Source organism: Natronosalvus sp. KLKA75, assembly GCF_059736265.1.
On sequence record NZ_CM185522.1, the window covers coordinates 2,156,158 to 2,182,435 of the forward strand.

Annotated in this window: 25 protein-coding genes and 1 pseudogene; 17 read left to right on the top strand and 9 right to left on the bottom strand. The window is 61.7% G+C overall.

Going from position 1 to position 26,278, the window contains the following annotated elements:
* Positions 1 to 116: 116 nt before the first annotated feature.
* The 4 genes and pseudogenes from AC6I65_RS10395 to AC6I65_RS10410 form a co-directional block, all read right to left on the bottom strand.
* Positions 117 to 836, bottom strand: a pseudogene (locus AC6I65_RS10395) (PAS domain-containing protein); the annotation flags it as partial.
* 150 nt (positions 837 to 986) lie between these two features.
* On the bottom strand, positions 987 to 1,658 hold the full coding sequence (locus AC6I65_RS10400) for a hypothetical protein (protein ID WP_497901827.1): 672 nt from the start codon (positions 1,656 to 1,658) through the stop codon (positions 987 to 989).
* Positions 1,651 to 2,286: a hypothetical protein gene (locus AC6I65_RS10405; RefSeq protein WP_497901828.1), complete on the bottom strand. Its 636-nt coding sequence runs from the start codon at positions 2,284 to 2,286 to the stop codon at positions 1,651 to 1,653. The genes AC6I65_RS10400 and AC6I65_RS10405 overlap by 8 nt, the downstream gene beginning before the upstream one ends.
* Positions 2,279 to 2,980 carry a hypothetical protein gene (locus AC6I65_RS10410; protein WP_497901829.1) on the bottom strand — a complete coding sequence of 234 codons (702 nt, stop codon included), beginning with the start codon at positions 2,978 to 2,980 and terminating at the stop codon, positions 2,279 to 2,281. Before AC6I65_RS10410 ends, AC6I65_RS10405 begins: the two co-directional genes overlap by 8 nt.
* A gap of 403 nt (positions 2,981 to 3,383) precedes the next feature.
* Between AC6I65_RS10410 and AC6I65_RS10415 the strand changes: the two genes are divergently transcribed.
* The 3 genes from AC6I65_RS10415 (at position 3,384) to AC6I65_RS10425 (ending at position 5,946) form a co-directional block, all read left to right on the top strand.
* Entirely contained in the window at positions 3,384 to 4,205 is an 822-nt protein-coding gene (locus AC6I65_RS10415) for an alpha/beta fold hydrolase (protein ID WP_497901830.1), read from the top strand.
* A gap of 533 nt (positions 4,206 to 4,738) precedes the next feature.
* Positions 4,739 to 5,161 (top strand): VOC family protein, encoded by a 423-nt coding sequence (locus AC6I65_RS10420; protein WP_497901831.1) that lies wholly within the window; start codon positions 4,739 to 4,741, stop codon positions 5,159 to 5,161.
* A gap of 152 nt (positions 5,162 to 5,313) precedes the next feature.
* On the top strand, positions 5,314 to 5,946 hold the full coding sequence (locus AC6I65_RS10425) for a LysE family translocator (protein WP_497901832.1): 633 nt from the start codon (positions 5,314 to 5,316) through the stop codon (positions 5,944 to 5,946).
* A 150-nt stretch (positions 5,947 to 6,096) separates the two neighbouring features.
* On the opposite strand, the gene AC6I65_RS10430 is transcribed toward AC6I65_RS10425, so the two are convergent.
* Positions 6,097 to 7,527 carry an FAD-binding oxidoreductase gene (locus AC6I65_RS10430; protein ID WP_497901833.1) on the bottom strand — a complete coding sequence of 477 codons (1,431 nt, stop codon included), beginning with the start codon at positions 7,525 to 7,527 and terminating at the stop codon, positions 6,097 to 6,099.
* A 149-nt stretch (positions 7,528 to 7,676) separates the two neighbouring features.
* Here AC6I65_RS10430 and AC6I65_RS10435 point away from each other — a divergent pair, with 149 nt between their 5' ends.
* From AC6I65_RS10435 to AC6I65_RS10445, 3 genes are all read left to right on the top strand, one after another.
* Complete coding sequence (locus AC6I65_RS10435) at positions 7,677 to 8,588, top strand: helix-turn-helix transcriptional regulator (protein WP_497901834.1); 912 nt, start codon at positions 7,677 to 7,679, stop codon at positions 8,586 to 8,588.
* Positions 8,589 to 9,018: 430 nt separating this feature from the next.
* A complete protein-coding gene (locus AC6I65_RS10440) occupies positions 9,019 to 10,065 on the top strand; it encodes an ABC transporter ATP-binding protein (RefSeq protein WP_497901835.1) in 1,047 nt (348 codons plus the stop codon).
* Positions 10,062 to 10,952, top strand: coding sequence for an ABC transporter permease (locus tag AC6I65_RS10445; RefSeq protein ID WP_497901836.1), 891 nt, complete (start codon positions 10,062 to 10,064; stop codon positions 10,950 to 10,952). The genes AC6I65_RS10440 and AC6I65_RS10445 overlap by 4 nt, the downstream gene beginning before the upstream one ends.
* Positions 10,953 to 10,980: 28 nt before the next feature.
* Here the strand turns inward: AC6I65_RS10445 and AC6I65_RS10450 are convergent, their stop codons facing one another.
* Positions 10,981 to 11,376 carry a CopG family ribbon-helix-helix protein gene (locus AC6I65_RS10450; RefSeq protein WP_497901837.1) on the bottom strand — a complete coding sequence of 132 codons (396 nt, stop codon included), beginning with the start codon at positions 11,374 to 11,376 and terminating at the stop codon, positions 10,981 to 10,983.
* A 100-nt stretch (positions 11,377 to 11,476) separates the two neighbouring features.
* Between AC6I65_RS10450 and AC6I65_RS10455 the strand changes: the two genes are divergently transcribed.
* Positions 11,477 to 12,349 carry a hypothetical protein gene (locus AC6I65_RS10455; protein ID WP_497901838.1) on the top strand — a complete coding sequence of 291 codons (873 nt, stop codon included), beginning with the start codon at positions 11,477 to 11,479 and terminating at the stop codon, positions 12,347 to 12,349.
* Between the two features lie 118 nt (positions 12,350 to 12,467).
* Here AC6I65_RS10455 and AC6I65_RS10460 read toward each other — a convergent pair whose 3' ends face one another.
* Entirely contained in the window at positions 12,468 to 14,732 is a 2,265-nt protein-coding gene (locus AC6I65_RS10460) for a CDC48 family AAA ATPase (protein ID WP_497901839.1), read from the bottom strand.
* The gene (locus AC6I65_RS10465) at positions 14,729 to 14,977 is read right to left on the bottom strand and encodes a DUF7127 family protein (RefSeq protein ID WP_497901840.1); all 249 of its coding nucleotides are present in this window, start codon (positions 14,975 to 14,977) and stop codon (positions 14,729 to 14,731) included. Before AC6I65_RS10465 ends, AC6I65_RS10460 begins: the two co-directional genes overlap by 4 nt.
* A 195-nt stretch (positions 14,978 to 15,172) precedes the next feature.
* Here AC6I65_RS10465 and AC6I65_RS10470 point away from each other — a divergent pair, with 195 nt between their 5' ends.
* The 3 genes from AC6I65_RS10470 to AC6I65_RS10480 all read left to right on the top strand — a co-directional run bounded on the left by AC6I65_RS10470 (position 15,173) and on the right by AC6I65_RS10480 (position 17,542).
* A complete protein-coding gene (locus AC6I65_RS10470) occupies positions 15,173 to 15,949 on the top strand; it encodes an alpha/beta fold hydrolase (protein ID WP_497901841.1) in 777 nt (258 codons plus the stop codon).
* Between the two features lie 239 nt (positions 15,950 to 16,188).
* Complete coding sequence (locus tag AC6I65_RS10475) at positions 16,189 to 17,184, top strand: PhoU domain-containing protein (RefSeq protein ID WP_497901842.1); 996 nt, start codon at positions 16,189 to 16,191, stop codon at positions 17,182 to 17,184.
* Positions 17,185 to 17,314: 130 nt separating this feature from the next.
* Positions 17,315 to 17,542 carry a DUF7511 domain-containing protein gene (locus tag AC6I65_RS10480; RefSeq protein WP_497901843.1) on the top strand — a complete coding sequence of 76 codons (228 nt, stop codon included), beginning with the start codon at positions 17,315 to 17,317 and terminating at the stop codon, positions 17,540 to 17,542.
* Between the two features lie 28 nt (positions 17,543 to 17,570).
* On the opposite strand, the gene AC6I65_RS10485 is transcribed toward AC6I65_RS10480, so the two are convergent.
* Positions 17,571 to 17,942 (bottom strand): 30S ribosomal protein S8e, encoded by a 372-nt coding sequence (locus tag AC6I65_RS10485; RefSeq protein ID WP_497901844.1) that lies wholly within the window; start codon positions 17,940 to 17,942, stop codon positions 17,571 to 17,573.
* Between the two features lie 285 nt (positions 17,943 to 18,227).
* On the opposite strand from AC6I65_RS10485, the gene AC6I65_RS10490 reads away from it, so the two are divergent.
* The 7 genes from AC6I65_RS10490 (at position 18,228) to pstB (ending at position 26,088) form a co-directional block, all read left to right on the top strand.
* Complete coding sequence (locus AC6I65_RS10490; RefSeq protein ID WP_497901845.1) at positions 18,228 to 19,316, top strand: PstS family phosphate ABC transporter substrate-binding protein; 1,089 nt, start codon at positions 18,228 to 18,230, stop codon at positions 19,314 to 19,316.
* A 63-nt stretch (positions 19,317 to 19,379) separates the two neighbouring features.
* Complete coding sequence (pstC, locus tag AC6I65_RS10495) at positions 19,380 to 20,348, top strand: phosphate ABC transporter permease subunit PstC (protein WP_497901846.1); 969 nt, start codon at positions 19,380 to 19,382, stop codon at positions 20,346 to 20,348.
* The gene (pstA, locus tag AC6I65_RS10500; protein WP_497901847.1) at positions 20,349 to 21,944 is read left to right on the top strand and encodes a phosphate ABC transporter permease PstA; all 1,596 of its coding nucleotides are present in this window, start codon (positions 20,349 to 20,351) and stop codon (positions 21,942 to 21,944) included.
* Between the two features lie 472 nt (positions 21,945 to 22,416).
* Positions 22,417 to 23,391 carry a PstS family phosphate ABC transporter substrate-binding protein gene (locus AC6I65_RS10505; protein ID WP_497901848.1) on the top strand — a complete coding sequence of 325 codons (975 nt, stop codon included), beginning with the start codon at positions 22,417 to 22,419 and terminating at the stop codon, positions 23,389 to 23,391.
* On the top strand, positions 23,388 to 24,317 hold the full coding sequence (gene pstC / locus AC6I65_RS10510) for a phosphate ABC transporter permease subunit PstC (protein WP_497901849.1): 930 nt from the start codon (positions 23,388 to 23,390) through the stop codon (positions 24,315 to 24,317). The genes AC6I65_RS10505 and pstC (AC6I65_RS10510) overlap by 4 nt, the downstream gene beginning before the upstream one ends.
* Positions 24,317 to 25,216: a phosphate ABC transporter permease PstA gene (gene pstA / locus AC6I65_RS10515; RefSeq protein WP_497901850.1), complete on the top strand. Its 900-nt coding sequence runs from the start codon at positions 24,317 to 24,319 to the stop codon at positions 25,214 to 25,216. The genes pstC (AC6I65_RS10510) and pstA (AC6I65_RS10515) overlap by 1 nt, the downstream gene beginning before the upstream one ends.
* Positions 25,213 to 26,088 (top strand): phosphate ABC transporter ATP-binding protein PstB, encoded by an 876-nt coding sequence (gene pstB, locus AC6I65_RS10520; RefSeq protein ID WP_497901851.1) that lies wholly within the window; start codon positions 25,213 to 25,215, stop codon positions 26,086 to 26,088. The genes pstA (AC6I65_RS10515) and pstB overlap by 4 nt, the downstream gene beginning before the upstream one ends.
* Positions 26,089 to 26,278: the final 190 nt, after the last annotated feature.

Sequence of the window (26,278 nt, forward strand, 5' to 3'; positions counted from 1 at the left end):
TGGAGGAGGAGTTCATTGATTTGGTTGAGCGTCTCAAGTTCGTCGCGCCGGCGTTCGAGTTGTCGTTCACGCTCTTCGCGTTCAGTCACGTCGCGGACAACCCCGATGCTCCCGCGGTACTCGCCGTCAGGTTCGGGATGAAGTCGGTACCGCGCTTCCAGAATACGCTCTCCGTCGGACGTTGGTAACGTCCCTTGAATAGTTCCAACGCTAGTGTCGCTCTCGAGGACGCGCTGGCGGATCTCCGCGGCAGCTGCGACCTCGTCGTCGTACTCGAACAACTCTGTGACGGGAGTTCCGACCAAATCCTCTCGAGACATTTCAGTCATCTTGCACAGTCTATCGTTGACGAACGAGAACCGGAGGTCTTCGTCGAGCGCGTAGACACCATCATCCACGGTTTCGATGGTGGTTTTGTACCGTTCCAACTCGCGTTCCCGCCTAAGAAGCCGTTGGCAATCCGCTAGCTCATTTTCCGCTTGCCCGTTGCTATCGATCTCCCGAGCGGTATAGATGAAGTGGTCATCCAAACGGGCTATTGTGAGTTCCTGCGAAACGATACCGTCGTCTCGTCGGCGCCCGGCAACCCTGCCGCGCCACTGTCCGTCTGCACGACACATCGGGAGGATTTTCCTTTCAAAGCGCTCGCGCTCGTTCTCGGCGAGGCAGTACTCCCACGACTCGCCAGCGAGTTCGTCCGGGCGCGAAAACCCGTACAGATCGGCGAACGGCTGGTTGACCGACACGTATTGTTCGCCATCGATGATGGCCATCGGGTTCATCGACGCAGCCAACACTTGCTCTCCGTCCCAACCGATTTCGGCTGCGTTTGCCATATCGTGGTATTCGTTAGCATGGGTATTAACGTTCAGTCCCCGCTGATTCGTGAAACCCGTCGAAGGCTATAAAAAGCAAGAGGCGAGTCGTGAGAACCCATCAGCGACCGAGTTTCGAGAATTTCTCACCGAGTCACGCTGGTAGCCGTCTCAGTCATGGCGAACCTCCACCGGCGCTCGCTCTGTCCGTTTGGTCGAGATAGCCTCAGTCCGGAGGAAATAACCGATGCCAATGTGGGCGAGTGCCTGTCCCCCGGCCAGGCCGACAGCCGACCATGCCATGAAGGTCTCCGAGAACAGCCCGAACTGGGCAAAGAGAACTGCCTGTGACAGCATTACGCCGAAGACGGCTGGTGGGGTTAGCATAAGCAGGCCGAGATACCGCGAGTGGTTGCCGGTCTGGAGGCTGGCAACACCAGTCCCAATGTACGCCAGAATCATCGCTGCACCTGAGGCGAGGATAATAGTAAATCCGAACACGCCCATCTCTTCGAGGGCGGGGAGGCTTCCAACGACCTCGATAAGAGCGTACACCGTGATTAGTAACCATCCCACTGCGGCGATCCCTGTTCCGACGGCACTGACGCGCGCCAGCCGAGGGGCCCGGTCAGCGAAGCCCGGATACAGCCCGAGCAACCCGACCATCGCCAAGAAAAATCCGGGAGGTCCAAAGAGGTCTTCCGGGGCGGGCATGTCCGTGAACGCCTCGTAGCCGAGGAGCGCCGCGAAGACGACCAATAATACCCCGGCGACGAGAAACGCAATCGGACTCCACTGTTCGAGCGATTCCCACCGCGTCGTGTCGGGAGCTGTCTCAGCCATAGCGAGCCTCCGTCGGTGCTGGCTCCGCTCTCTTGGTTTCCTTCAACTCGGCGTTGAGGAAACGCCAAATTGCAAGGAAGGCGATGGCGTTCACCCCCTCACCGACCGCCCCTCTCACGTTCGTAGAGAAGACTCCTTGGCTGACCAACACGCCGATCACGGCGAGGGTGGCCACCAGCAAAAGCGCTCCAACAACGGCGGGATATGCATCGGTACGGAGTCCCGCCACACCAAACAGAAGGAACGTGAGAATTGTCAGTATGACCGTTCCAATCCCGAACACTGCGATAATCGAGGTGGTGACTCCGACGATATCCAGTACCGACAACGCCAACAATCCGACGGTGAACAGAGCCGCGACCGAGACCACCCCACGGCTCAGCTTCCCAAATCGGGGATTGGTGTTCACAACTCGTACTGAGAGGCCTGCTAACCCGAGGAGGACAGCTAACCGACCGAGGAGGACAGTCGGATAAAGCCAATCAATGAACGAGATGGCTTCTACCAGATACGCTAACCCGTGGTTCACGGCGAAGACGAGTTCAAGCGCGAAGCCGACGATGAATAGCGTTGGACTCCACTGTTCGAGCGTGCCCCACCGCGACGTCCCAGTGGCTCGATCAGTCATGACGTACCTCCGCTGGCGTTGGTTCCGCACGGTCGGTCGGAACACCTTCAGTACGGAGGACGTACCCGATGGCCAGCATCGCCAGCGCGTCTCCGATGACGATACCGAGGGTTATCGTCGCAGATTCCATCCCGGCGATAAATCGGAGGATATTCGTGACAACGAGGATGGCGGGTACCACCAGGAGAACGCCGACGGTCCGTGACGGGATACCAGTACGAAGACTGATAGTACTGAACGTGACGAACCCCAGCACACTCCCAATGAGTACTCCTGGGAGGAAGAACCAGCTAATTGCATCGTAATCCCCGGATGGAATCCCAACGTAGTAGAGGAGCGACGTCATAGCCATGACGCCGAACGTCACCACGCCGATGACGGCGAAGACAGCACCGACGCGGGAGAGCCACCGACTCCGGTCGGCAAATTCTGGATATAACCCGAGCAGTCCGACGAGGGCGGCGGTCCATCCAGCACCGACAAACGTCTGTCCCAGTATCAGCCAATCGGCGGCGCCTGTTCTGATGTTTGCCACTACGGGGAGCACGTCGAGGAGTAAAATTAGACCGCCGATCAGAAACAGCGTCGCACGCCACTGTTCGAGCGATTCCCACCAAGTCATCGTATCGCCGATCAAGTCGGTGTTGTTCGATATCGATTCGCCGGTGATGCTGCGCTCAGGATCAGGCGTCATATGATACAACGAGAATTGCACCCATGTACTGTAAAGCGTGACTAGAGCCTTCTCTAGAGGCGTACGTGCGCTACGCAGTGTTGCCGTACGACGAGATCGCATCGAGCACCTCGACGTGGTGGTCCACACATGCCAGAAACTCAATCTCGCCAAGGGGAGGCTACACCGAATTCAGGCGTATAAGGGCCCTATTGCGGGTCAGGTAGCCGATTCTCCTTCCGGCAGTTGTTCTTTCCTTCGTCTCTGGAAGCGAGAACTGCCTCGCAGAGCAGGCAACCAAAGTACGGTTAAAATTCGCTGGCTAATTTCTAGCGTGTCACGCTCTCTGTGCGGGACGTGCAGGTTTTTCACGAGATGACGCTGTGTCATTGCGGTTCGTAGGGGAATGGTGGTGAGCCGTCCCATGGTCAACGCAACACCAGACACGGGTAAGAAAAGGGGAACAGTTACGTCAGCAGATGGAACCACAATTGCATTCGAACGGACGGGGAGCGGACCACCGCTCGGGCTCGTCCGCGGGGGCGCCTGCGACCACCGGTTCTGGGAACTCTCCGGGGTTCGTTCCGCTTTTGCGGACCACTATACGGTGTACGCGATGGATTGTCGTGGCGTCGGCGAGAGCGGCGATGCCGACGAGTACGCATTAGAACGAGAGTTCAAGGACGTGGCTGCGGTCGTCGAGGCGATCGACGAACCTGTAACCCTCCTTGGACACTCATCGAGGGCGCTCTTATGGCTGGAGGCGGCCCTGCGAACCGACGACCTACTCAAACTCGTTCTGTACGAACCACCGATTGTGTTCGGCGATCACGAACTCTACTCCGATGAAGTACTCGTTGAAATGGAGCGGCTGTTGAAAAACGGCGAGAACGAGCAGATGCTCGCCCTGTTTCTGCGAGAAATCGCCCAATCCACGCCGGAAGAAATCGATGCGCAACGCTCGGCCCCGGACTGGCAGGATCTCGTGGACGCGGGACACGTCTGGCCCCGCAGCTTATCAGCGGTCGGCGAGTACGAGTTTCGACGCGGCCCGGTTCGCCAACGTGACGACGCCGACGTTGCTGTTATCCGGCAGCGAGAGCCCTCCACTCATGAAAGATGCGACGCCCCCGGTCAACCACGCGCTCCCGAACAACCGGATCGTTACCTTCGATGGGTACGCACACGAAGCGATGCTCACCGCGCCAGATCGCTTCATCGACGAGATGCTTGCATTCATCCGTAAAAAGAGCTAACCATCGGCGACTGATCACACCAGCATTTCTGGCGTCCGTTCGATACGCACCATGCATTCGGCACGGGTGTCGAAAGATATCCCCGTTTGAGAGGTTCTACAGAGCCACAGCTCGTACCATCGTGGGTAAGATCGCCGGTAGGTCGACAGGCGTTTCTGAGAGTAGTTTGCGGCGGACCGCTAACCGCTGGACTCTGTTATTTATGTGCGGCGGCGAGTAATTGGTTCTACTTGCTGTATTTGTGGGTTTCAGATTCGAAAAGCTCCTTTTTTCACTCGAATGTGTTACGGATTTCAGCTACCTGAACAAGGTCGAACAGCGCGAAAGCAGGTAGCCGAATTCGGGCGCTACAGAGCATCTATCGCCGGTCGGTTAGTCAGATCATCTTCCGGCAGTTGCTCTTTAGATTTCCGATCGATGAACCACGTTACAGCTCTCCAATTTTTACGAAAGCCTATTTCATCACCCTCCCATCTAGATACTGGTCAGCGGTTGGTTCTCAGCCCACGCTAGACCAGTGACCATGGAACCACGCATTACCGTCGTTACTTTGGGAGTCAGTGACTTAGAAAAATCCCTCACTTTTTACCGTGATGGCTTAGGATGGCCAACAGAGGGAATCGTCGGAACGGAGTTTGAAGGAGGAGCAGTCGCCTTCTTCCCTCTGAATAACGGCTTGCAACTCGCACTCTACCCTAAACATCAAATCGCGGAAGACGCAAACGTCGACGAAACTGCGTCGAGTCCTGCGGAGTTCACTATCGGCCACAACGTCGCGTCGAAAGAAGAAGTCGATGACGTAATGCAGACGGCGGAAGAAGCCGGTGCGAAGATTACCGACTCTCCTCGTGACCGCGAATGGGGCGGGTATTCAGGTCACTTCCAAGACCCGGATGAACACCTGTGGGAAGTAGTCTGGAATCCGCAGTTCGAGAGTGGAGAGTAGTCACTCACTCCGCCGACTCTTCCTCCGAAAGCGGCAAAGTAGACGAAATCTGGAACGTCAGTTTGAGACTTGAACAAAGTAGAACAGCGCGAGTCTCGGTAACATGTCACTTAGCGTCTGGGTATAAGGTGTTTATCCTCGAGCACTAGTGCATGTTAGTACCAGGTGCCGTCCTTGCGTTCGTTCCCGTCGCAATCGCCCTCATCGTCTCACCCGGGCCGGATAGTATCTACACGCTAACCCGGAGTATCAGCGACGGACGCACCGTCGGTGTCACCGCCGCATTAGGATCTTCGGCGGGGAGTGTCGTACACACGACGGCGGCCATGCTCGGACTCTCGGCAATTCTCCAAACGTCCGCGCTGGCATTCACCGTCGTCAAATTCGTCGGTGCGGTGTATCTCGTGTATCTCGGCGTGCAGACGTTGAGAAATTCGGAGGAATTCGAGATTTCGTCGGAGAGCACTACCTACACGCCGAGTGAGTCGTTTCGAAGTGCTCTGCTGATCAACGTCTTGAATCCGAAGGTGGCGGTGTTCTTCCTCGCTTTCCTGCCGCAGTTCGTCCGACCAGGGAGTTCTACCGCCCTCCAAATTTTCACGCTCGGCGTGCTGTTTGCGAGTCTCGGATTCCTTTATCAAGCAATGCTCGCGGTATTCTCGGCGCAAGCGAGACAAGTCATTACTGACCGCGAACTCGTGAGAGATGTCCTTCGTGTGGCCAGCGGAAGCGCCCTCGTCGGATTCGGGGTTAAATTGGCGTTCGGACGAAGAACTCCAGCGTAGGTTCACGAGAGAACATTCGCGGTATCGACTGCCATTTCGGGCGCTATGGAGAAATCGGCAATATAGACGGAGTCTGTAACCGCAGTCCGAAACCTGAACAAAATGGAGGAGGAATAGACGATCAATTATCGCCGTAAGGTTCCCACTGGTTCACTCTCTAACGTGCTCGTCAGCCCTGGCGACTCCAGACGGTGGGATGTTCTGGTTACGGCTGAAGAAATTCGTCGGGTCGTACTCGTCCTTCAACGCAACTAATCGCTCGTACGAGGGTCCGAACGTGGTCCGCATCATGTCCTCACCTTCTTCGAGGAATCCCGGAAAGTTGAGGTAGACCGACCCGTCCGAGAACTGTCGCATGTCGTCGAGACAGTCACGCACCCACTCGACGTTGGCATCGTCGGCCTCCGGACGTTCCCAGTTCGCTTCGACGCCGAGCAAGAACGGAGCGTGCCGCCCCGCGAACGCACTATCCTCGACACCATCTTGGGCAATTGCGCCCCCTAACTGCCAGACGTCGACCGTCGAAAGCGGGGAGGGCGCCACGTCGGCCCAGTAGGCAATGCGATCGATAGCGGACTCCGACAGGCCGTCGAGATACAGCGACTTCCAGTAGTAGCGCATCCCGTCGGGGTAGTCCTCGTCGAGTATCTGCTGGAGTTCGGTGTAGGGCACCACCCCGCTGAAATCGGCGATCGGCTCCGCGAGTTCACGCAGGGCCGACAGCACTCGTGTCCCGTCGTCGACGGGCCCGGCGTAGCACCCCATGATGGCGAATTTCTGCCGATGAACGTCGTCGCCCTCGAACAGTTCTTCGTCGGGCAGTTCGCCCGCAAAGACGAGCGTGCTAACCGCATCGGGCGCCGATTCGGCGTATTCACGGTACGTTCGCAGGCAATCGGCCAGCTGGTCACTCGGATAGAACACCAGGCAGACCGCCACGTCGGGTCCGACCGGGTAGAGCTCGAACTCGAAGCCAGTGACGACGCCAAAGTTCCCGCCGCCCCCGCGAAGGCCCCAGAAGAGCTCCTCGTGCTCGTCCTCGCTGGCAGTCAGATACTCGCCATCCGCGGTAACGAGGTCTACGGAGCGGAGGTTGTCACAGCTGAGCCCGTACTTGCACCGGAGATGGCCGATGCCACCGCCGAGGGTGAGTCCTCCGACGCCCGTATCCGAGACGACGCCGCCGGGAGTCGCCAGCCCGAACGCCTGCGTCTCAAGGTCGACGTCTGCCCACGTAGCGCCGGCTTGAACCCACGCCGTCCGTTCGTCAGGATCGACCCATACGCTCCTCATCTCGGACAGGTCGATAACGAGCCCATCGTCGCAGACGGCAGTCCCGGCGACATTGTGGCCGCCGCCACGAATAGCCACCGCCAGGTCGTGTTCGCGGGCGAAGTTCACCGCGCTGATGACGTCGGCGACTCCACGACACCGCGAGATGAGTGCGGGTCGCTTGTCGATCATCCCGTTCCAGACGGCTCGTGCGTCGTCGTAGGTGGGATCAACGGGTCGGATCAAGTACCCGTGGAATACTCCTTCGAACTGTTCGATCTGATCGTCGCCGACCTTCTGTCGTGTCATGCCCACCTGTACGACGTCACAGTCGTTGGCCTCACCTGTCGAGCACTGTTCGATGGAGTGAGTGCCGTTTCAGACCGTGAGAGGAGTTACGAAGCACGAACGGGATAGAGTTACTGTCGTTGCCACCAATTCTCTAAGGAGTGAGCCAGATGGCGCCTGACGAATACGACAGATACGATGACGATAGTCGCCTCCGACCAGGCTCGCCGATCTTCGAGGCCATTCTGGAAAACGAGCGAAACCGTCGCCAGCTCGGCCACCGCTTAAACACAGCAGGTAATCGCATAGATACGGACCGACTCGGCGATATCGTCCGGCATGGCCCCGTCCTCGAGGCGCTCCTGGAAGAACCGCTCGACCGGGGAGAGATCGAGGACCGTCTCGACGTTTCTCGAGCGACGAGTCACCGCTTCACACAGTGGCTCGACGAACAGGGATTCGCCGAGAAAGTCGACGGGCGATTGCAATTGACCGGTCGCGGCGAAGTCGTCGCAGAGGAGGTGCTCCGGTTCGAGGCGAACGTACATACTGCACAGAAACTGACACCACTGCTCGACGTGATCTGTGAGGATCACCGGGAATTCGTCGTCGAGCCGTTCGTGGATGCGACTGTGACCGTCGCAGAACCAGATGACCCGTACCGGCCTGTCGAGCGGTTTATCTCACTCGTTCGGGAGTCGGAGACGTTCCGTGGGTTCAATACGACACACATGGCACCACTTGCTCTCGGTGGATTCCACGAGCAACTGTTCGATGCAACCGACACCGAAATCGTCTACCTCCCCCACATCGCCGAGAAGCTCTTCGACACGTATCCCGAGCGTGCTCAGAAGGCGATCGAGAACGGCTACCTCGCCCTTCGAACGCGCAACCGCCTGCCGTATGGACTCGCTCTCTTCAACGAGTGCGTCGGAATAGGAGGATACGACGAGACGACGGGGCTCATGCAGGTGTTCGTCGAGACTGATTCTCCGATTGCAATGGAGTGGGCCGAACGTGTGTACAACTCGGTCAGGGCGGATTCAGAATTGCTCGACAGCCGGCACGGCCGAACAGACTGACAGTTCTTGTGCCGTTTTGTGCACACCGATTTCACGAGTGGGTGAATGATATCGACGGTATCGATCTTCAGGCGGTTTCGTGCGAGTCGTCCCACGGTCTGCGGGAGGTATTTTAGAGAGGGACCGTCGTCGTTCAAGTACGTTCTTTTAGCTAAAATTTCACGGTATTTCAGTCACCTGAACGAAGTGAAAACAGCGTAAGACTCGGCAACGTCAGTACACGCGGAACAGCGGAGATGCAATTTTGGAGATCGGTTCTTCGCGTGTGGTTTGTGTTCAGGGCTAGTGAGAAACGACAAAACAGCAGCCTAGCAATGAAACGGTGATCCCGTTGCTGGCTGATCTCCCCCATCCTCCCACCACCTTTCCGAACGAGCCAGCCTTCGCTTCTTGGTCGAACCTATATCACGCTATCTCCACTAGTACGGGTATGCCATCGTCGGGATCGGACGACGCAATCGAGTCGCGCCACGACGGGCGAACCAGCCCACCAGCGGCTATCGAGGTCGAGGGGCTCGAGCTCGTCTACGCCGACGGGACCGCCGCCGTACAGGGGGTGGACATGACGGTCCCGGAAGGGGAATTCTTCGGGTTTCTCGGTCCGAACGGCGCCGGCAAGACGACCACGATCAAAGTCTTCGCGACGCTCCTATCGCCGACAAGCGGGAGCGCTCGCGTCAACGGGTTCGACGTTCGAACAGAACCGCGAAGCGTGCGAGAGACCATCGGGTACATGGCCCAGGAGACGAGCGTCGACCCTGAACTCACCGCCGAGGAGAACGTTCGATTCGCCTGCGAGGCCTACGGAGTCCCTCGAGGCGAGCGATCCGAACGAGTCGACGAGCTACTCGACCTCGTCGATCTCGTGGACGTCGCCGACAAGCGGGCCGAAGAGTTCTCCGGCGGGATGAAAAAGCGCCTGGACGCCGCGACCGCGCTCGTTCACCGGCCGCCGCTGGTCTTCCTCGACGAACCGACGACCGGGCTCGATCCGAAGGCTCGGAACCGGTTGTGGGACTACTTCCGACGCATCAATGGACGGGGGACGACGATCTTCCTGACGACGCAGTACCTCGAAGAGGCCGACCAGCTCTGCGATCGGCTGGCGGTCATCTCGGGGGGCGAGATTGTCGCCGAGGGGAGCCCCGCCGAGCTGAAACGACGGGTCGGCGGCGAGGTCCTCGACGTGGAACTGGAGGGCGGACCCGCCAGTCGAGAACGGGCCGCGACGATCGCTCGAGCGTTCGACGCCTTTTCGGACGCCGCCGTCACGGAAAACGACGAGGGGATCAGCGTCACCGCCGAATCGGCCCGCCAGTACGGGACGGATCTCCTGGTCGCCCTCCGAGACGCCGAGTTGATCGTTACGGGGTTCAACATTCGAGCGCCGACGCTCGACGACGTGTTCCTCGCGATCACCGGCGAGGCGGTCGATTCCGACGGGAGCGACGCCGCGCGAACGGAGGTGTCACGGTGAGCACCTCCGAGACCGACGGTTCTGCTGGGACGGCTGAAGCGCAACAGCCCGCCAAATCCGGAAACACGTTCGTCGGGGACGTCTGGGTGAACTTCAAGCGATGGAACCTCAAGGCCGTCCGAAATCCGTTCGTCCTGGTCGTCTCCCTCGTTCAGCCGATAATCTTCCTCGTCCTGTTCACGGAGGTGTTCGGAAACGTCGCCGGAAGCGCCGTCGACCGCGGCATTCCGGGCATCAACTACGAGACGTTCCTCGTGCCGGCGATCGCTATCCAGGTGGCCCTCGCCGCGGCGGTCACCTCGGGAATCGGCCTGGTCAACGACATCGAGAACGGGATGTTCGAGAAGGTCCTCGTGACGCCGATGAACCGAACGGCCGTGTTCGTCGGCAAGACCGCTGCAGAGGTGTTTCGAATCTCACTCCAGATCACCATCATCCTCGGTCTCGGCGTTCTCCTCGGGGCGGAAATCGTCACCGGGTTCGTTGGTGCCGTCGGCATCGTCGCCGTGGGCGTTCTATTTTCGCTGTGGTTCGTCGCCCTCTCGAATTCGCTGGCGCTCCTCACCAGGGACCAGGAATCGACGATCATCGGCGCGAACCTGTTGCAGTTTCCCCTGTTGTTCCTGTCGAGCGCGTTTCTCCCGCTCGAGGTGCTGCCGAACTGGATCCAGACCTTCGCGCGCTACAACCCCGTCACCTACGGCGTCGATACCGCGCGCTCGCTCATGCTCGATCGGGACGTGATGACGGTGATCGACGTGACCTGGTTCGACGGAACTCTCGATGCCGTCGTCCCCGGTGTCGCCGTCCTGGCAGGGTTGGCTCTCGCGTTCGGTGCCGTCGCCGTCTACCTGCTGTCTCGTGCCTCGAGTTCCGACGTAGTGTGAACCGTCGGAACGTCGTTCTGGACTCGAGTCAGTCAACCTGGTCCTGGATCACCATCACCTTCACCCGGCGTACTCCGTCGAAGTCGCGCAGTCGATAGGTGAGTTCTCGAACGCGGTCCGCGCTCCCCCGGCAGAACAGCGACTCGAGACACCACTCCTGCTGGTGGGTGTGACTCGTGTTGAGGATGACGTCCTGGAACTCGTGCTGGGCGGTGTGGAGTTCGCGGATGACTTCGTGGTGGCGATAGTCGAAGCCGATCAGGGCAACCACCTCGCCGGTCGTCTCCTCGAGTCGCGAGTGAGACTCGATATATTCGAGCATCGCCTCTCTGACGGCTCGAGAGCGGTTGTCCAGTCCCTGGTCCTGCCAGACCTGGTCGAACGCGTCGACGACGTCGTCGGGAATGCTAAAACTCGTTCGCATGGTGGTAATTCGTTGGTGGAAAAAGCGCACCGCGTATGATGAATCCCCCGTTCCGGTAGTAACAACGGTTAAGCAGGGGGTCCTGCGATATGCGACACGAATGATTCCGTCCGATCTGACAGGGCTGTTCCTCGGGGCGGTCGTCCTCGGGGCGATACACGGCATCGAGCCAGGGCACGGGTGGCCGGTGGCGGCGTCGTACGCCCTCGATCAGACGAACAAGTGGATGTACGGATTCGCGGCGAGTTTCATTCTCGGCGTCGGCCACCTCGTGAGCAGCATCGCGATGGTGGGGGCGTTCTTCTACGCGAAGTCGTACTTCGAACTCACGCAGGTGAACGAACCGCTGACGATACTTGGTGGTGTGCAGATCGGCGGTCCGGTCAGTCTGGTCGCCGGCATCTTGCTCATTGGGCTCGGCATTCGTGAGTATCGTCACGGGCACAGTCATGGACACGGGAACTCACACGAGTCCCATCACCCCGATCACGACCATGAGAATCACGAGCACCACCAAGGCGACGACCACACTCACGACAATCACGATCACCACGACCACACACACGACCACCACGAAAGCGCCGGACCACTGACCCGACTGAAACGCGCACTCCCGTTCGTCGGTGGCCACGACCACGACCACACTCACGACCACGGGCACGGGCACGGCAACCTCGAGGACGCCGCCGACCGTGGACTCCTCGGCATCGCCTGGTTCGCCTTCCTCCTCGGATTCGCCCACGAGGAGGAGTTCGAAATCATCGCCCTCTGTTCGGGGTCGAACTACTGCCTCGAGTTGATGGCCGCCTACGCGATCACCGTCATCATCGGGATTGTCACCCTGACCATGCTCCTGGTCGCGGGTTACGAACGTCACGAAGAGACGGTCGAGAAGTACACGCCGTACCTGCCGGCGTTCTCGGCGGCAGTGCTTATCGTAATGGGACTCGGGTTCGTGGCAGGTGTGCTGTAAGGGACCCTGATTCGCGGCAGGTGTGTTGTAACTCCGCTCAGTAGTTCATCAGTGAATCGATGAAAAATCGCCGCAAAACCGCGTTTCAGCCTTCAGGCTCGCAAGGAGAGCAGTCGGCTTACTGGAACGTTCGGCCGACCTGCTCTTCTTTCGGCTGGGGTTCGCTCGACTGGAACTGCGATTCGATCTCCTCGTAGCGCTCGCGCGTCTCCTGGGTCACGCTCGGCGGGACCTCCTGGAGCGCTTGCTCGAAGTGGGCCTCGCTGACCCGAACGTTCCCGACGGCGTCGCCGATGTCCTCGGGATCGACCGTCTCGATGAACTCGCGCGTCGCGGCCATCGACGCCTCACGGCAGACGGCTTCGATGTCAGCGCCGACGTAGCCCTCCGTCTGGCTCGCGAGCCACTCGAGGTCGATTCCCTCGGCCAGCGGCTTGTCGCGGGTGTGGACCTCGAAGATCTTCTTGCGAGCTTCTTCGTCCGGGACGGGCACGTGGATGTGGCGGTCGAGCCGTCCGGGCCGGAGCAGGGCCGTGTCGATCAGGTCCGGCCGGTTCGTCGTCGCGATGACGACCACGTCCTCGAGTTCCTCGAGGCCGTCGAGTTCGGTCAGTAGCTGGGAGACGACCCGCTCGCCGACGCCGGAGTCCATCTGGCCGCTGCCGCGTTCGGTCGCGATGGAGTCGATCTCGTCGAAGAAGATCACGGTCGGTGCGTTCGACCGGGCCTTCTCGAACACCTCGCGGACCCCCTTCTCGGACTCGCCGACGTACTTGTTCAGCAGTTCGGGACCCTTGATCGAGATGAAGTTCGACTGGGCCTCGTTGGCGACGGCCTTCGCGAGCAGCGTCTTGCCAGTCCCCGGCGGACCGTACATGAGGACGCCCTTCGCAGCCTCCATGTCCATCGCCTGGAAGACCTCGGGGTAGTCGAGCGGCCACTGGATGGTCTCCTGGAGCCGATCTTTCGTCTGTGTGAGGCCGCCGACGTCGTTCCAGGTGACGTTCGGCACTTCGACGAAGACCTCCCGGAGCGCCGACGGCGTGATGCCCTTGAGCGCCTCCTTGAAGTCCTTCTCGGTGACGCGCAGGCGCTCGAGCACCTCGGCGTCGATCTCCTCCTGTTCGAGGTCGAGTTCGGGGCGGATGCGCCGGAGGGCGTTCATCGCCGCCTCCTTCGTCAGGCTCTCGAGATCGGCGCCGACGAATCCGTGGGTGTTCTCGGCGTACTGATCGAGGTCGACGCTGTCCGAGAGGGGCATCCCGCGGGTGTGAACCTGCAGGATCTCCGTCCGGCCGTCCTTGTCCGGGACGCCGATCTCGATCTCGCGGTCGAACCGGCCGCCACGTCGGAGGGCGGGGTCGATGGCGTCGACGCGGTTCGTCGCGGCGATCACGGTGACGCGGCCGCGTTCCTCGAGGCCGTCCATCAGCGAAAGCAGCTGGGCGACGACGCGTCGTTCGACGTCGCCGCCGGCGTCCTCGCGCTTGGCCGCGATCGAGTCGAGTTCGTCGACGAAGACGATCGCCGGGGCGTTCTCCTCGGCTTCCTCGAACACCTCGCGGAGCTTCTCTTCGGATTCTCCGTAGTACTTCGACATGATCTCCGGCCCGGAGATGGTCTGGAAGTGGGCGTCAATCTCGTTGGCGACGGCTTTGGCCATCAGGGTCTTCCCCGTTCCCGGCGGGCCGTGCAGGAGAACGCCCTTCGGCGGCTCGATCCCGAGCTGCTGGAACAGTTCCGGGTGGCGCATCGGCAACTCGATCATCTCGCGAACCTGATCGAGTTCGCTGTCGAGACCACCGATGTCCTCGTAGGTGACGTTCGGGATTCCCTCCTGGCCAGGGCCGCTGCCGGCGCTGATCTGTTCGGCAGGCGTCTCGGAGATCTGAATCTCCGTCGAGTCCGTGATCACGACTGTCCCTTTCGGGGACGTCGAGGCGATCTTCAGAGGGACCGACTGACCGGAGCTGGCCATCGGGCCGAACGAGAGCGAGAAGGGCACCGTCTGGCCCTCGGTGACGGCCTGGCCACTCAGTTTGTCGCGTACGAGCGGGCCGATGTCACCGCGGATCCGGAGATTCTGAGGAAGCGCCACGGTGACGCTCGAGGCCTGTTTCACGTCGGCTTTCTCGACAGTGACGCGGTCGTCGATGCCGACGCCGGCCTCCTGGCGGATGCGACCGTCGATGCGGACGACGCCTCGGCCCTCGTCCTCGGGATACCCTGGCCAGACGCGGGCGACGGCCCGGTCCTCGCCGTTGCCCTCGATCAGGATGTAATCGCCGTTCTCGAGGCCGAGTTCGCTCATCGACGAGCGGTCGATGGCGGCCAGTCCGCGACCTGCGTCTTTTTGCTTGAGGGGTCTGACGGTGAGTTTCATTGGGATGCCTCCAAGTCGATAGTGAGGACGCCGTTTTTCATAAACGCTTGCGCGTCACTCGCCTGTGCCGGCACCTCGAGTTCGTACTGGTCGTCACCGGCGACGACGAGAACGGTCCCGTCGACGACCTCGACGGATGCGTCGGCGGAGTCGCCGCCGAAGTCGATGACGATTCTCGATCCGTCGTCGTTCTCGAACCGACGGACCAGCCGATCGTCGTCGCGAGCAAGTTGTGCTATTTTCATTGTAACTAACCCCAGGTAAGCTGTGCTACTATAAATACCTTCCGCAAAGGAATCGCAATACGTGAGTAGAAGCACCCTATACCGATGGTGTAGCGGTCCCCACTTCGTCTGGTCGACGAGAACCGACGACGACAGTGACGGGGCGAACGATCACCGTCATCCCCACTTATCAGGGCGCCCGTCGTGTATCTACGCATGCACACGGTGGAACACCAAGGACGCGAAACGGCATACGTGCGTGCCGACCGCGACGGATCAGGGGATCCGATCTGTTTCGTTCACGGAAGCGGCGGTTCGAGCGCCGTCTGGAAGTCCCAGCACCGACTCGGTAGCCAGCGACCCATCGTCGCGCTCGACCTGAGCGGTCACGGAGATTCCGAAGAAGTCGAGGCAAATGCGGGCTACACGACGCTCTCGGCGTACGCCGACGACGTCATCACAGTCCTCGAGGAGACGGGCGCTCGCGTGCTCGTCGGCAACTCTCTGGGTGGGGCTATTACCATGCACGTCCTCCTGGAGCGAGCGGACGAAGTCGACCTCGACGGAGCGATACTGACCGGAACGGGGGCACGACTGGGCGTGCTCGAGGACCTCCGGTGGTGGCTCGAAAACGACTTCGAGCGGGCGATCGAGTTCCTGCACGAACCGGATCGGCTCTTTCACGACCCGGACCAGCGCCTGCGGACGATCTCGATGGAGACGATGCGCGAGTGCGGGCAGACGGTCACGCGACGGGACTTCCTCACGTGCCACGAGTTCGACGTCAGGAACCGGCTCCACGAAATCGACGTTCCCGTCCGGGCAATCTACGGCGAACACGACCAGCTGACGCCGCCATGGTTCCACGAGTACCTCGTCGAGGAGATTCCGGACGCCGACGGGGTCGAGATCCCCGACGCAGCCCACCTCTCGATGCTCGAGCGACCGACCGCGTTCAACGAAGCGCTGGTCGGATTCCTCGAGAGAATATAGATTGCATCAGTCTATATATCACTACGTATGTGACGTATTCTCGAGTATCTCCTCACGATCAAAATAGTCCGGTATAGAATCTCGGGTTGACAAGTGACGGTTTCCGGCAGCCCTATTCCGTACGCACGCCTGCCGAAATTCACACAGGCGGTACGAATCTACCGGGGGGTGTACTGTTGAGACGAGCACGATCTATAGATTTGTATAGATTTATATGTTCGTGATTGCGTGGTTCCGGTATGGAGACGCGAAAAGTCCAGGTGACCGGCGGGTCGACGTACACCGTCTCGCTCCCGAAGTCCTGGGCAACCGCGAACGACGTCAGCGCCGGATCGGTCGTCGAGTGCTACCCGGAGGACGACGCCCTCCTATTGACGCCCCAGCGCGAGAGCGACCGCCAGAAGGGGACCCTCGACATCTCCAACCTCGAGGGCGAGCGCCTCACGCGGGCGGTCATGACGATGTACGTCAGCGGCTTCGACATCATCGCACTCGAGGCCAGCCGCATCACGACCGACCAGCGCCGGGCGATCAGGAGCGCGACCCAGGGACTGGTCGGCGTCGAAGTCCTCGAGGAAACAACCAACAGCGTCGTCATCCAGGACCTGCTCGACTCCTCGGAGCTGTCCATCGTCAACGCCGTCAATCGTATGCGCCTGATCGCCGCCTCCATGCTCGAGGACGCCGTCACGGCGCTCATCGAGAACGATGACGACATCGCTCGCGACGTTATCGAGCGCGACGACGACGTCGACCGACTCTGGCTCGTCGTCTCCCGTATCTTTCGCGCGACGCTCCGCTCGCCCCGGGCCTCCGAGGAACTCGGTGTCTCGCGGGAGGACTGCTTCGACTACCACTCCAGCGCCCGCCAGCTCGAGCGCGTCGCCGATCACGCGGTCAAGATCAGCAAACTCGCGATGAAGCTCGAGGACATCTCCGAGGAGGTCGCCGACGCGCTGGTCGAGCTGTACGACGAGACGTTCGACGTCTTCGAGAAATCCCTCGACGCGCTCTTCGCCGACGACAGCGACGAGGCGACGGAGCTGGGTCACGACGCGCTCGAGGCCGTACTCGAGATCGACGAACACACGCGATCGATCGACCACATGCTCCGTGACCTCGACTCGGTCCAGGCCCAGTCGCTCGGCCTGATCGTCGACTCGCTCTCTCGAAGCGCCGACTACGGCGGGAACATCGCGGAGACGGCGCTCCAGAAGGCGGCGCCCCGTCCCTGATCGAGGTTCTCGCCAGCCCTCAATAGCGATACGTAGCCGTCCGACCGCGTCGGGAGTACAATTAGCAGCGATTTTTACGAGGTCGCTCGAGGCTCCGAATACAGGGTCCCAGGAGGACGCTGGTACGCCAATGACGACTGTGTCCAACGGTTCCGAGACGCGAACGGCGACCGAGCCCGACAATAGAAAGACGGCACCACCGATGTACACTGCAATTATCGTCCGCTACGACGATCGTCCCGACCGCTGTACGATCGCACCGAGGGAAGCGTCTGCAGCGGAAGACGGGTTCGACACGATGACGACGTGGCTCACGGCGAACGCAGACGTGTTCGTCGACCTCGAGGAGATGCGGTGACAGTGGCGGTAAATCGACGATCGAGCGCTTACTCGAGAAGGACGGCGTTGACCTGGCCGACCTGCCCGGGTCGCGAGGTGACGCGGGCCTGGCCTTCGCTCGTGTCGATGACGGCACCTTTCGTGATGATGTTTCGACGCACGTAGTTCGGGTTGGCGTCGTTCTCGACGACGTCCGTGATCTCGGCGGTCACCGTCTCCTCGCCCGTGCTGACGCTGACGACGTTCGTCGCGAGCGCGCGAGTCTTCTCGCCGTTGCCGCGGGCGTCGATGGTGCGAAAGCGAGGCTCGCCGACCTGGGTCTCGGTCGGGTGGCGACCGAGCTGGTGTTTTCGCCGGTTGTTGAAGGACTTCAGTCGTCCGCCGGTGCGCTTGCGCGTAGAGCGTCCCTGATCTTTCATACGCTCACGAAGTCGCGGCGCATACTTGAATGCACCTCTTCGGATCGGCGCCTCGAGCCACCCGTCCCGGCGACGTTCGCTCGAGCGATCGGCACCGGTGGAGGCATCCCGAGGCGACACTGACGATGGCCCTCGAGTTCCGTTCGATATGTCCGATATGTCCGATATGTCCGATACGTCCAATACGTCCGATTACGGTCTCAGTGATACCGGTATTGACGACTCTGTAGCCGTATATACCGGTCATAGCATCGTACTTACGGAGATAGGCAAATCCCTCACTCGATGGTCGACAACCAGCTTCGAACGGTGAGCAGTCTGGCAACGCGACGGAAGTTCATCGCGGCAACTGGCGCCCTGGGGACAGGTCTGATTGCCGGATGTGCAGAGAACGAAGCGAGCAGCGACGGAAACGGTGGTAACGGCGGCAACGGAAACGGAAATGGGAATGGGAATGGCAACGGCAACGGCGGAAATTCCGTCGAGGGAACCGTCCGAATCTCCGGAAGCAGCACCGTCTTCCCCGTCTCGGAGGCCGCCGGCGAAGAGTTCTCCACCATGCACGACGGGTTCGAGTACGAACTCTCGAGCGACGGGAGCACCGGCGGGATGGAGAACTTCTTCATCCCCGGTGAGAGCGCCATTACCGGGGCGAGCCGGCCGATTCTCGAAGAGGAGATCCAGAACTGTCGGGACAACGGCTTTCAGCCGATCGAGTTCCAGTGTGCGGGCGACGCCCTGACGGTAATCGTCAACCCCGAAAACGACTGGCTGGACTGCGCCGACTTCGACATCCTGCAGGAGATCTGGTTGCCCGACAGTGCCCCCGAGACGTGGGCCGACGTTGACTCGAGCTGGCCCGACGAGGAGATCGAACTCCACGGCCCCGCCACGACGTCAGGGACGTACGACTACTGGACGGGTGAGGTGCTCGACGACTTCCGGAGCATCCGCGAGGACTTCCAGGGAACCGAGGAAGACGACCTCATCGCCGAGGGCGTGTCCGGAAATCCCTACGCGCACGGCTATCTCCCCTACGCGTACTACGACAACAACCCCGAGGGCATCAAGGCCCTCGAGATCGACGGCGGCGACGGGTGTACGGCGCCGAGCCTCGAGGCCGCCTCCGACGGATCATACCCGCTCACCCGGCCGATCTTCTGGTACGTCAACCAGGAAAAGCTCCAGGAAGACGAAGCGGTGCAGGCGTTCGTGGAGTTCGCCATCGAACTCTCGGGGGACTTCGAGGTCGTCTCCGAGGAGATCGGCTACGTCGCGATGAGCGACGAGGACGTCCAGGACAACCTCGACCGCCTGCAGGCGGCTATCGACGGTGACATTAGCGAAGAGTCGGCGATTCCATCGGCGAACTGACCGGTCGACACGTCTCCAGAACGCTCCAATGTTTTCGACACCACAGCAAGAGAGGGCACGCCGATGAACGGCGACGTCTCGAGGCACGAGTGGCAACGCCCGGCGGCCGACCGTCGCCGCGAACGACTCTACGAGTACGCGCTCCTCGGGTGTGCGACCCTGACCGTGGCGATCACGGTCGGCATTCTCTACACCCTCTTTTCGGACGCGCTGTTCTTCTTTCAGGCGTACGCCGGGCTGCTCGACGGCTCGATTACGGAGGCCCTCTCGGAGTTCGTCACCGGAAAGAACTGGCGACCGACGATTCGGCCGTACGCCTACGGCCTGTTGCCGCTGCTGAGCGGCACGATCGTCGTCACTGTCGCTGCCGCCGCCATCGCACTCCCGTGCGGCCTCGGCGCGGCGATCTACCTGAGCGAGTACGCTCGCCCGACGACGAGGGCGTACCTGAAGCCAGCCCTCGAGGTGCTGGCGGGCATCCCGACGATTGTCTACGGTTACTTTGCGCTCGCGTACGTCACGCCGTTCCTCGACCGATTCCTGCCACTATCGACGTTCAACGCGCTGTCGGCGTCTATCATGATGGGGATCATGATCGTCCCGATGGTCTCCTCGATCAGCGAGGACGCCCTGAGTGCCGTTCCGGACTCGCTTCGACACGCGGGCTACGGCCTGGGGGCGACGAAGTTCGACGTCTCGGTCCGCGTCGTCGTCCCCGCGGCGTTCTCGGGGATCATCTCGTCGTTCATCCTCGCCATCTCGCGAGCGATCGGCGAGACGATGATCGTTACCGTCGCGGCCGGACAGAACCCGAAGATGCTGATCCTGGATCCGAGCAGGCTCGACGAGAACCTGTACGACTCGATCCAGACGATTACGTCCGCGATGGTGCAGGCTGCGGGCTCCGACACGGCCGGTGGTACGCCGGTGTTCTGGTCGATGTTCGCCCTCGGAATGGCACTGTTCGTCGTCACCTTCGCAATGAACCTGGTCGCCGACGCTGTCCAGCGTCGCTACAGGGAGGTGTACTAGATGGGAACCCGCACCGGCGAACGCGAGTGGGTCGGCCGCTCGAGCACCCTGGCGAGCGTCCGCGGCGCCGCGTTCGAGTACGCTTGCCTCGGCGCCGCTCTGTTCGGCATCGTCACGCTCCTCGTGTTGCTCGCGTACGTGACCGTCGACGCGATCGAGTTGCGCGAGGCCGACCCCGCCTGGTTCGCCATCGTCGGGCTGACGTTCGTCCTCCCGTTCGCACTGTTCGTCTGGCGAATCTGGGGGACCACAGCGGCCGACGTCGCGAAGACGAGCGTCGGCGGCGTGTTGCTCGCGGCGGGCCTCGGCGGCTTCCTGATCGTCGCGTTCACGATCGTCACCCCCTACGTGTGGGCGGCTTACGTTCTGCTGGCGGTCGCGCCCACTGTCGCGGCAGCGCGGTACGGCGACCGCCTCGAGCGACTCGACGACTCCGGCCCGCTCGTGATGGCGATCGTCGTGCTGGGCGTGATCGTCGCGACCGCCCTGCTGGGCCCGATCACCGCCGTCCTCGAAATGGCGAAGCCGTGGGTCCTGTACCTGCTCACGGCGGCCGTCCCCGTCGCCGGTGCGCTCTTCTGGTGGGCGAGGACTCGAGACGACCGGGCGGCCGGCGTCGTCGCCGCACTGACCGTCGTGGCGACCGTCGGACTCGGCCTCCTCGTCGAGGTCGGAGCGCTCGAGAGCGCCGGCGCCCCGATCGTCTTTTCGCTCGGGTTCGTCGTGCCGGCGACAGTCGTCCTCGCGGACGGCTACCGTCGCGGCCCCACCGCCAGGATCGGTCTCCTCGCGATTCCGATCCTCCTGGGCGCCGCGGTCGCGGCCGTTGCCGCCTCTTGGTTGCTCGGCGTGCCGATGCCCAACTCCTGGCTTCGGCCGGAGTTCTTCCAGCAAGGTCCGTCTCGGACGCCGGAAAACGCTGGCCTCTACCCGCCGATCGTCGGCTCGATATTCATGCTGATCGTGATGATCGTCGCCGTGTTCCCCCTCGGCGTCGGTGCGGCGGTCTACCTGGAGGAGTACGCCGCGGACAACTGGCTCACTCGCCTCATTCGCATCAATCTCACTAACCTGGCGGGCGTGCCCTCGGTCGTCTACGGCCTGCTCGGTCTGGCGATCATCGCCCGCCGCTTCGGATTTGGGCGGGGAACGGTCATCACGGCGGGGTTGACCGTGGGGCTGCTCGTCTTGCCGATCGTCATTATCTCCGCCCAGGAGGCCATCCGCTCGGTACCGAACTCGGTTCGGCAGGCGTCCTACGGAATGGGCGCGAGTCGCTGGCAGACGACGCGAGAGGTCGTCCTCCCGGAGGCGTTCCCCGGCATCCTGACCGGGACCATCCTGGCACTCGGCCGAGCCATCGGGGAGACCGCACCGCTCATCATGATCGGCGCCGCAACCTCGGTCTCGAGCGCGCCCGACTCGCTGTTCGGGACCGTCACCGCGATGCCGCTTCAGATCTTCTCCTGGCGGAGTTACTTCGACCCGGACTTCCGCTATGGCGTCGTGGCGGCGGGCGTCATCACGCTCCTCGTCATCCTGCTGGGGATGAACGCGGCCGCGATTATCCTGCGAAACCGCCTCGAGAAACGGTGATCGTAGTGACGAGAGGCCAGTCTCGAACCTCGCTGGTAACCTGTTCGTTGCGTTCGACGGCGGTGCGGTCGATTGAACTGCGCTCGACGGAACCGTGGGCGATGGAACCGGGATCGATGGAACCGCGACAACCGTTAGACGTTCGGCACGGTGACACGCCGAAAACGACGGCATCGACGAGTACCACTCATCTCGGGGCTCCCCTCGAGGTTCCATCCGTCGTCGAGAGCGCGCCAGGTCGAACTCGCGACAGATGGATCCGGGCATATATAGCGTGGCCGCGTATTCGGGAGTTCAGAGATCGCTCCCGCCTCGAGTCACAGTTCGGCATTTTCACAGAAGACCCACACTGCCAGTACGACCCTCGAACGCGCTCGGCACGTGGAGATTCGCCGTTCGCCACGTATGACTATATAGCACTATGTTCCAATCATAGTAGACTATTTACCTCGTCTGGGGTATCCATCCAGTGATGTCGAGAGACGCCTCTGGCGTGCCGTCGCCCGTTCTCGGGAGACGGGAACTGCTCGCCGCGACGGGGGTCGCGGCGACCGCCGGGCTGGCCGGTTGTACCGACGTACTGGCTGAAGAGGGGAGACAGGTACCGATCGCCGGAAGCAGCACGGTCTTTCCCGTGACCGAAGCCGTCGCCGCGGCGTACTTCGAGGAACGACCGAACGTCAACGTCTCTATCAGTCAGACGGGGACCGGTGGCGGCTTCTCGAACTTCTTCTGTCCAGGCATGACCGCGATCAACAACGCGAGTCGCGAGGTCGCGGACATCGAACGCGAACAGTGTAGCGAGAACGGAATCGAACCGATCGAGTTCACCATCGCGACGGATGCACTGACGGTCGTCGTCAACCCCGGCGCCGACTGGGTCGACTGTCTCACCGTCGAAGAGCTCCGGGAGATCTGGCGCACCGACGGCGCTCAACGCTGGAGCGACGTGCGAGACGACTGGCCCGACGAGGAGTTCGAACTGTACGGGGCCGACACCACCTCGGGGACATTCGACTACTTCGTCGAGACGATCATCGGCGAGGACGCCAATCACCGGAGCGACTATCACGGAACCGAGAAGGACCGGACGATCGTCCAGGGCGTTCGTGGCTCCGAACACGCCATCGGCTACTTCGGCTTCTCCTTTTACGCCGAAAACCCAAACCTGATCAAGGCCGTCGGAATCGATAGCGGCGACGGCTGCGTCGAACCGTCGCTCCAGACGGCCATGGAGGGGGAGTACACCCCGCTATCGCGCCCGTTGTTTATCTACGCGTCCGACCAGGCGCTCACCGATCCCGAAGTGCAAGACTTCTTGCGCTTTTACATCGAGCAGTCGGCGACCGACCTCGTCGAGGAGGTCGGTTACGTCCCCGTCACCGAAGAGGTGCGTGACGAGAACCTCGAGAAACTCGAGGCGTCCATCGACGAGGTGACCGAATGAGCGCGATGGACCTCTCCCACGACGGGAGTCGGACGGCCCGTGGCGTTTTCTTCAAATACCTCTTCACGCTGTGTGCGCTGCTGTCGATCCTGACGACGGTCGCCATCGTCCTGACGCTGTTGCTCGACGCGGTGGACTTCTTCGCCGCCGTCTCGCCGATCGACTTCCTCTTCGGCACCCGCTGGAGTCCGACGAACGAGCCCGTCGCCTTCGGCGTGTTGCCGCTGATCTCAGGGACGCTCACCATCACGTTCGGGGCCGCCGCCATCGCCCTGCCGATCGGCCTGCTGACGGCCATCTACCTCAGCGAGTACGCCTCGAGTCGCCGCCGAGCGTACCTGAAGCCGGCCCTCGAGGTGCTCGCAGGCGTCCCGACGGTCGTCTACGGTTACTTCGCGCTCGTGTACGTGACGCCGGCGCTGGACGCGATTCCGTTCGTGGAGCTATCGACGTTCAACGCCCTGTCGGCCTCGATCATGGTCGGCATCATGATCATCCCGATGGTCTCCTCGATCAGCGAGGACGCGATGAGCGCGGTGCCGGACTCGCTCCGACAGGCCAGTTACGGGCTGGGGGCGACGAAGTTCACCGTTTCCACGTCCGTCGTGGTCCCCGCGGCGCTGTCGGGCATCTTCTCGTCGTTCATCCTTGCCATCTCGCGAGCGATCGGCGAGACCATGGTCGTCGCCATCGCGGCGGGGCAGACGCCCAAGCTGATCGACCTGACCGATCCGGCCGGGCTGTTTCTCGAATCAGTCCAGACGATGACAGCGGCGATGGTCCAGATCGGGACGAACGACGTCGTCGGCCAGTCGGTGGCCTACAAGAGCCTGTTCGCGGTCGGCCTGACGCTGTTCGTGATCACCTTCGTGATGAACCTCGTGAGTGAATTTATCGCCTCGCGCTACCGGGAGGTGTACCAGTGATGGCGGCCGAAACCGGCACCAACGACCAGTCGGTCGAGGACTCCGGGTTCGGACGCGTGAGTCGAACGAAGGACGTCGCCTTCCGCTGGCTGACTCTCGCGGCGGCGCTCGTCGGCATCCTCTCGCTCGCGATCTTGCTGGCGTACGTCGCCGTCGACGCGATCGGCTGGCTCGACTGGCAGTTCCTCACCAGCCCGCCCCACCCGAACCCGTTCGAGGCGGGCATCCTCCCGGCGCTGGTCGGTTCGATCGCGCTCATGCTCTTGATCGCGCTCGTGACCTTCCCGCTGGGCGTTGGCGCGGCGATTTACCTCGAGGAGTACGCGAGCGACGGGCCACTCACGACGTTCATCCAGATCAACATTGCCAACCTGGCGGGCGTCCCCTCTGTCGTCTACGGCCTGCTCGGACTTGGACTGTTCGTGAGCCTCATCGGCCTCGGCTTCGGGACCCTGATCGTGGCCGCGTTCACCGTCGCCCTGCTCATCCTGCCCATCGTCATCATCTCCGCCCAGGAGGCGATCCGGGCCGTTCCAGACTCCCAGCGACAGGCCTCATACGGAATGGGCGCGACGAAGTGGCAGACGATCCGCAACGTCGTCCTGCCGCGGGCGATGCCCGGGATCTTGACCGGAACCATCCTCGCACTCGGTCGAGCCATCGGCGAGACGGCCCCGCTCATCATGATCGGCGCGCCGACGACCGTCTTCGGCGTTCCGAACAGCCTCCTCAGCAAGGTCAGCGCGATGCCAATGCAGATCTACACCTGGGCGCAATACCCCGAAGCCGAGTTCCAGTACGGGGTCGTCGCCGCCGGCGTCGTCACCCTGCTCGTCGTCTTGCTGTCGATCAACTCCGTCGCGATCCTCATCCGGAACCACTACCAGCACGACCAATGACCCGAGAACCCATGACCACCTCGAAGACCGAATCGAGCGACGACCACGCCTCCCCGACGCCGAAGACCGACAGCCTGGCCGACCGGGGCACCGACGCTGATTCGTCGACCACCACCGACGGCCGGACGATCCTCGAGAGTCGCGGCCTCGACGTCTACTACGGCGACGACCAGGCGCTCCAGGACGTCTCCGTGGAACTGCCCGAGAAGCAGGTGACCGCGGTTATCGGTCCCTCTGGCTGCGGGAAGTCGACGTTCCTCCGGTGTATCAACCGGATGAACGACCTCGTGGACGCCGCCCGCGTGGAAGGCGAACTGCTGTTCGACGGCAAGAACGTCTACGATGACGACGTCGATCCGGTCGCCCTGCGCCGCAAGATCGGGATGGTGTTCCAGCAGCCCAATCCGTTCCCCAAGTCGATCCGGGACAACGTCGCCTACGGCCTGAAGGTCCAGGGCATCGACGATAACGTCGACGAGCGCGTCGAACGCGCCCTCGAGCGCGCCGCGTTGCTCGAGGAAGTCGAGGATCAACTGGACTCGAGCGGCCTCGACCTCTCGGGTGGCCAGCAACAGCGCCTCTGTATCGCCCGTGCAATCGCGACCGATCCCGAAGTCATCCTGATGGACGAGCCGGCGAGCGCGCTCGACCCCGTCGCCACCTCGAAAATCGAGGACCTGATCGAGGAGCTGGCGAACGACTATACCGTGGTCATCGTCACCCACAACATGCAACAGGCGGCTCGCATTTCGGACAAGACGGCCGTCTTCCTCACCGGCGGGGAACTCGTGGAGTTCGACGACACGACGAAGATTTTCGAGAACCCCGAGAGCCAGCGCGTCGAGGACTACATCACCGGTAAGTTCGGATAGCCTCGAGGGCGAATACCTCGGCACCGTTTGATAGAGGATTCGACGTTGTGGAGGTTCGGACGTACGCTTTTCCAGATCGCTCCCGTCGCACTCGTGGGACTCTTTGGACTCTTCGGACTTGAGCGGCAGCCGTTCGTTCTGTTACCTCGTGATGGAGTGCGTGACTCGCGACGTCGTCAGCAGTCAGCTT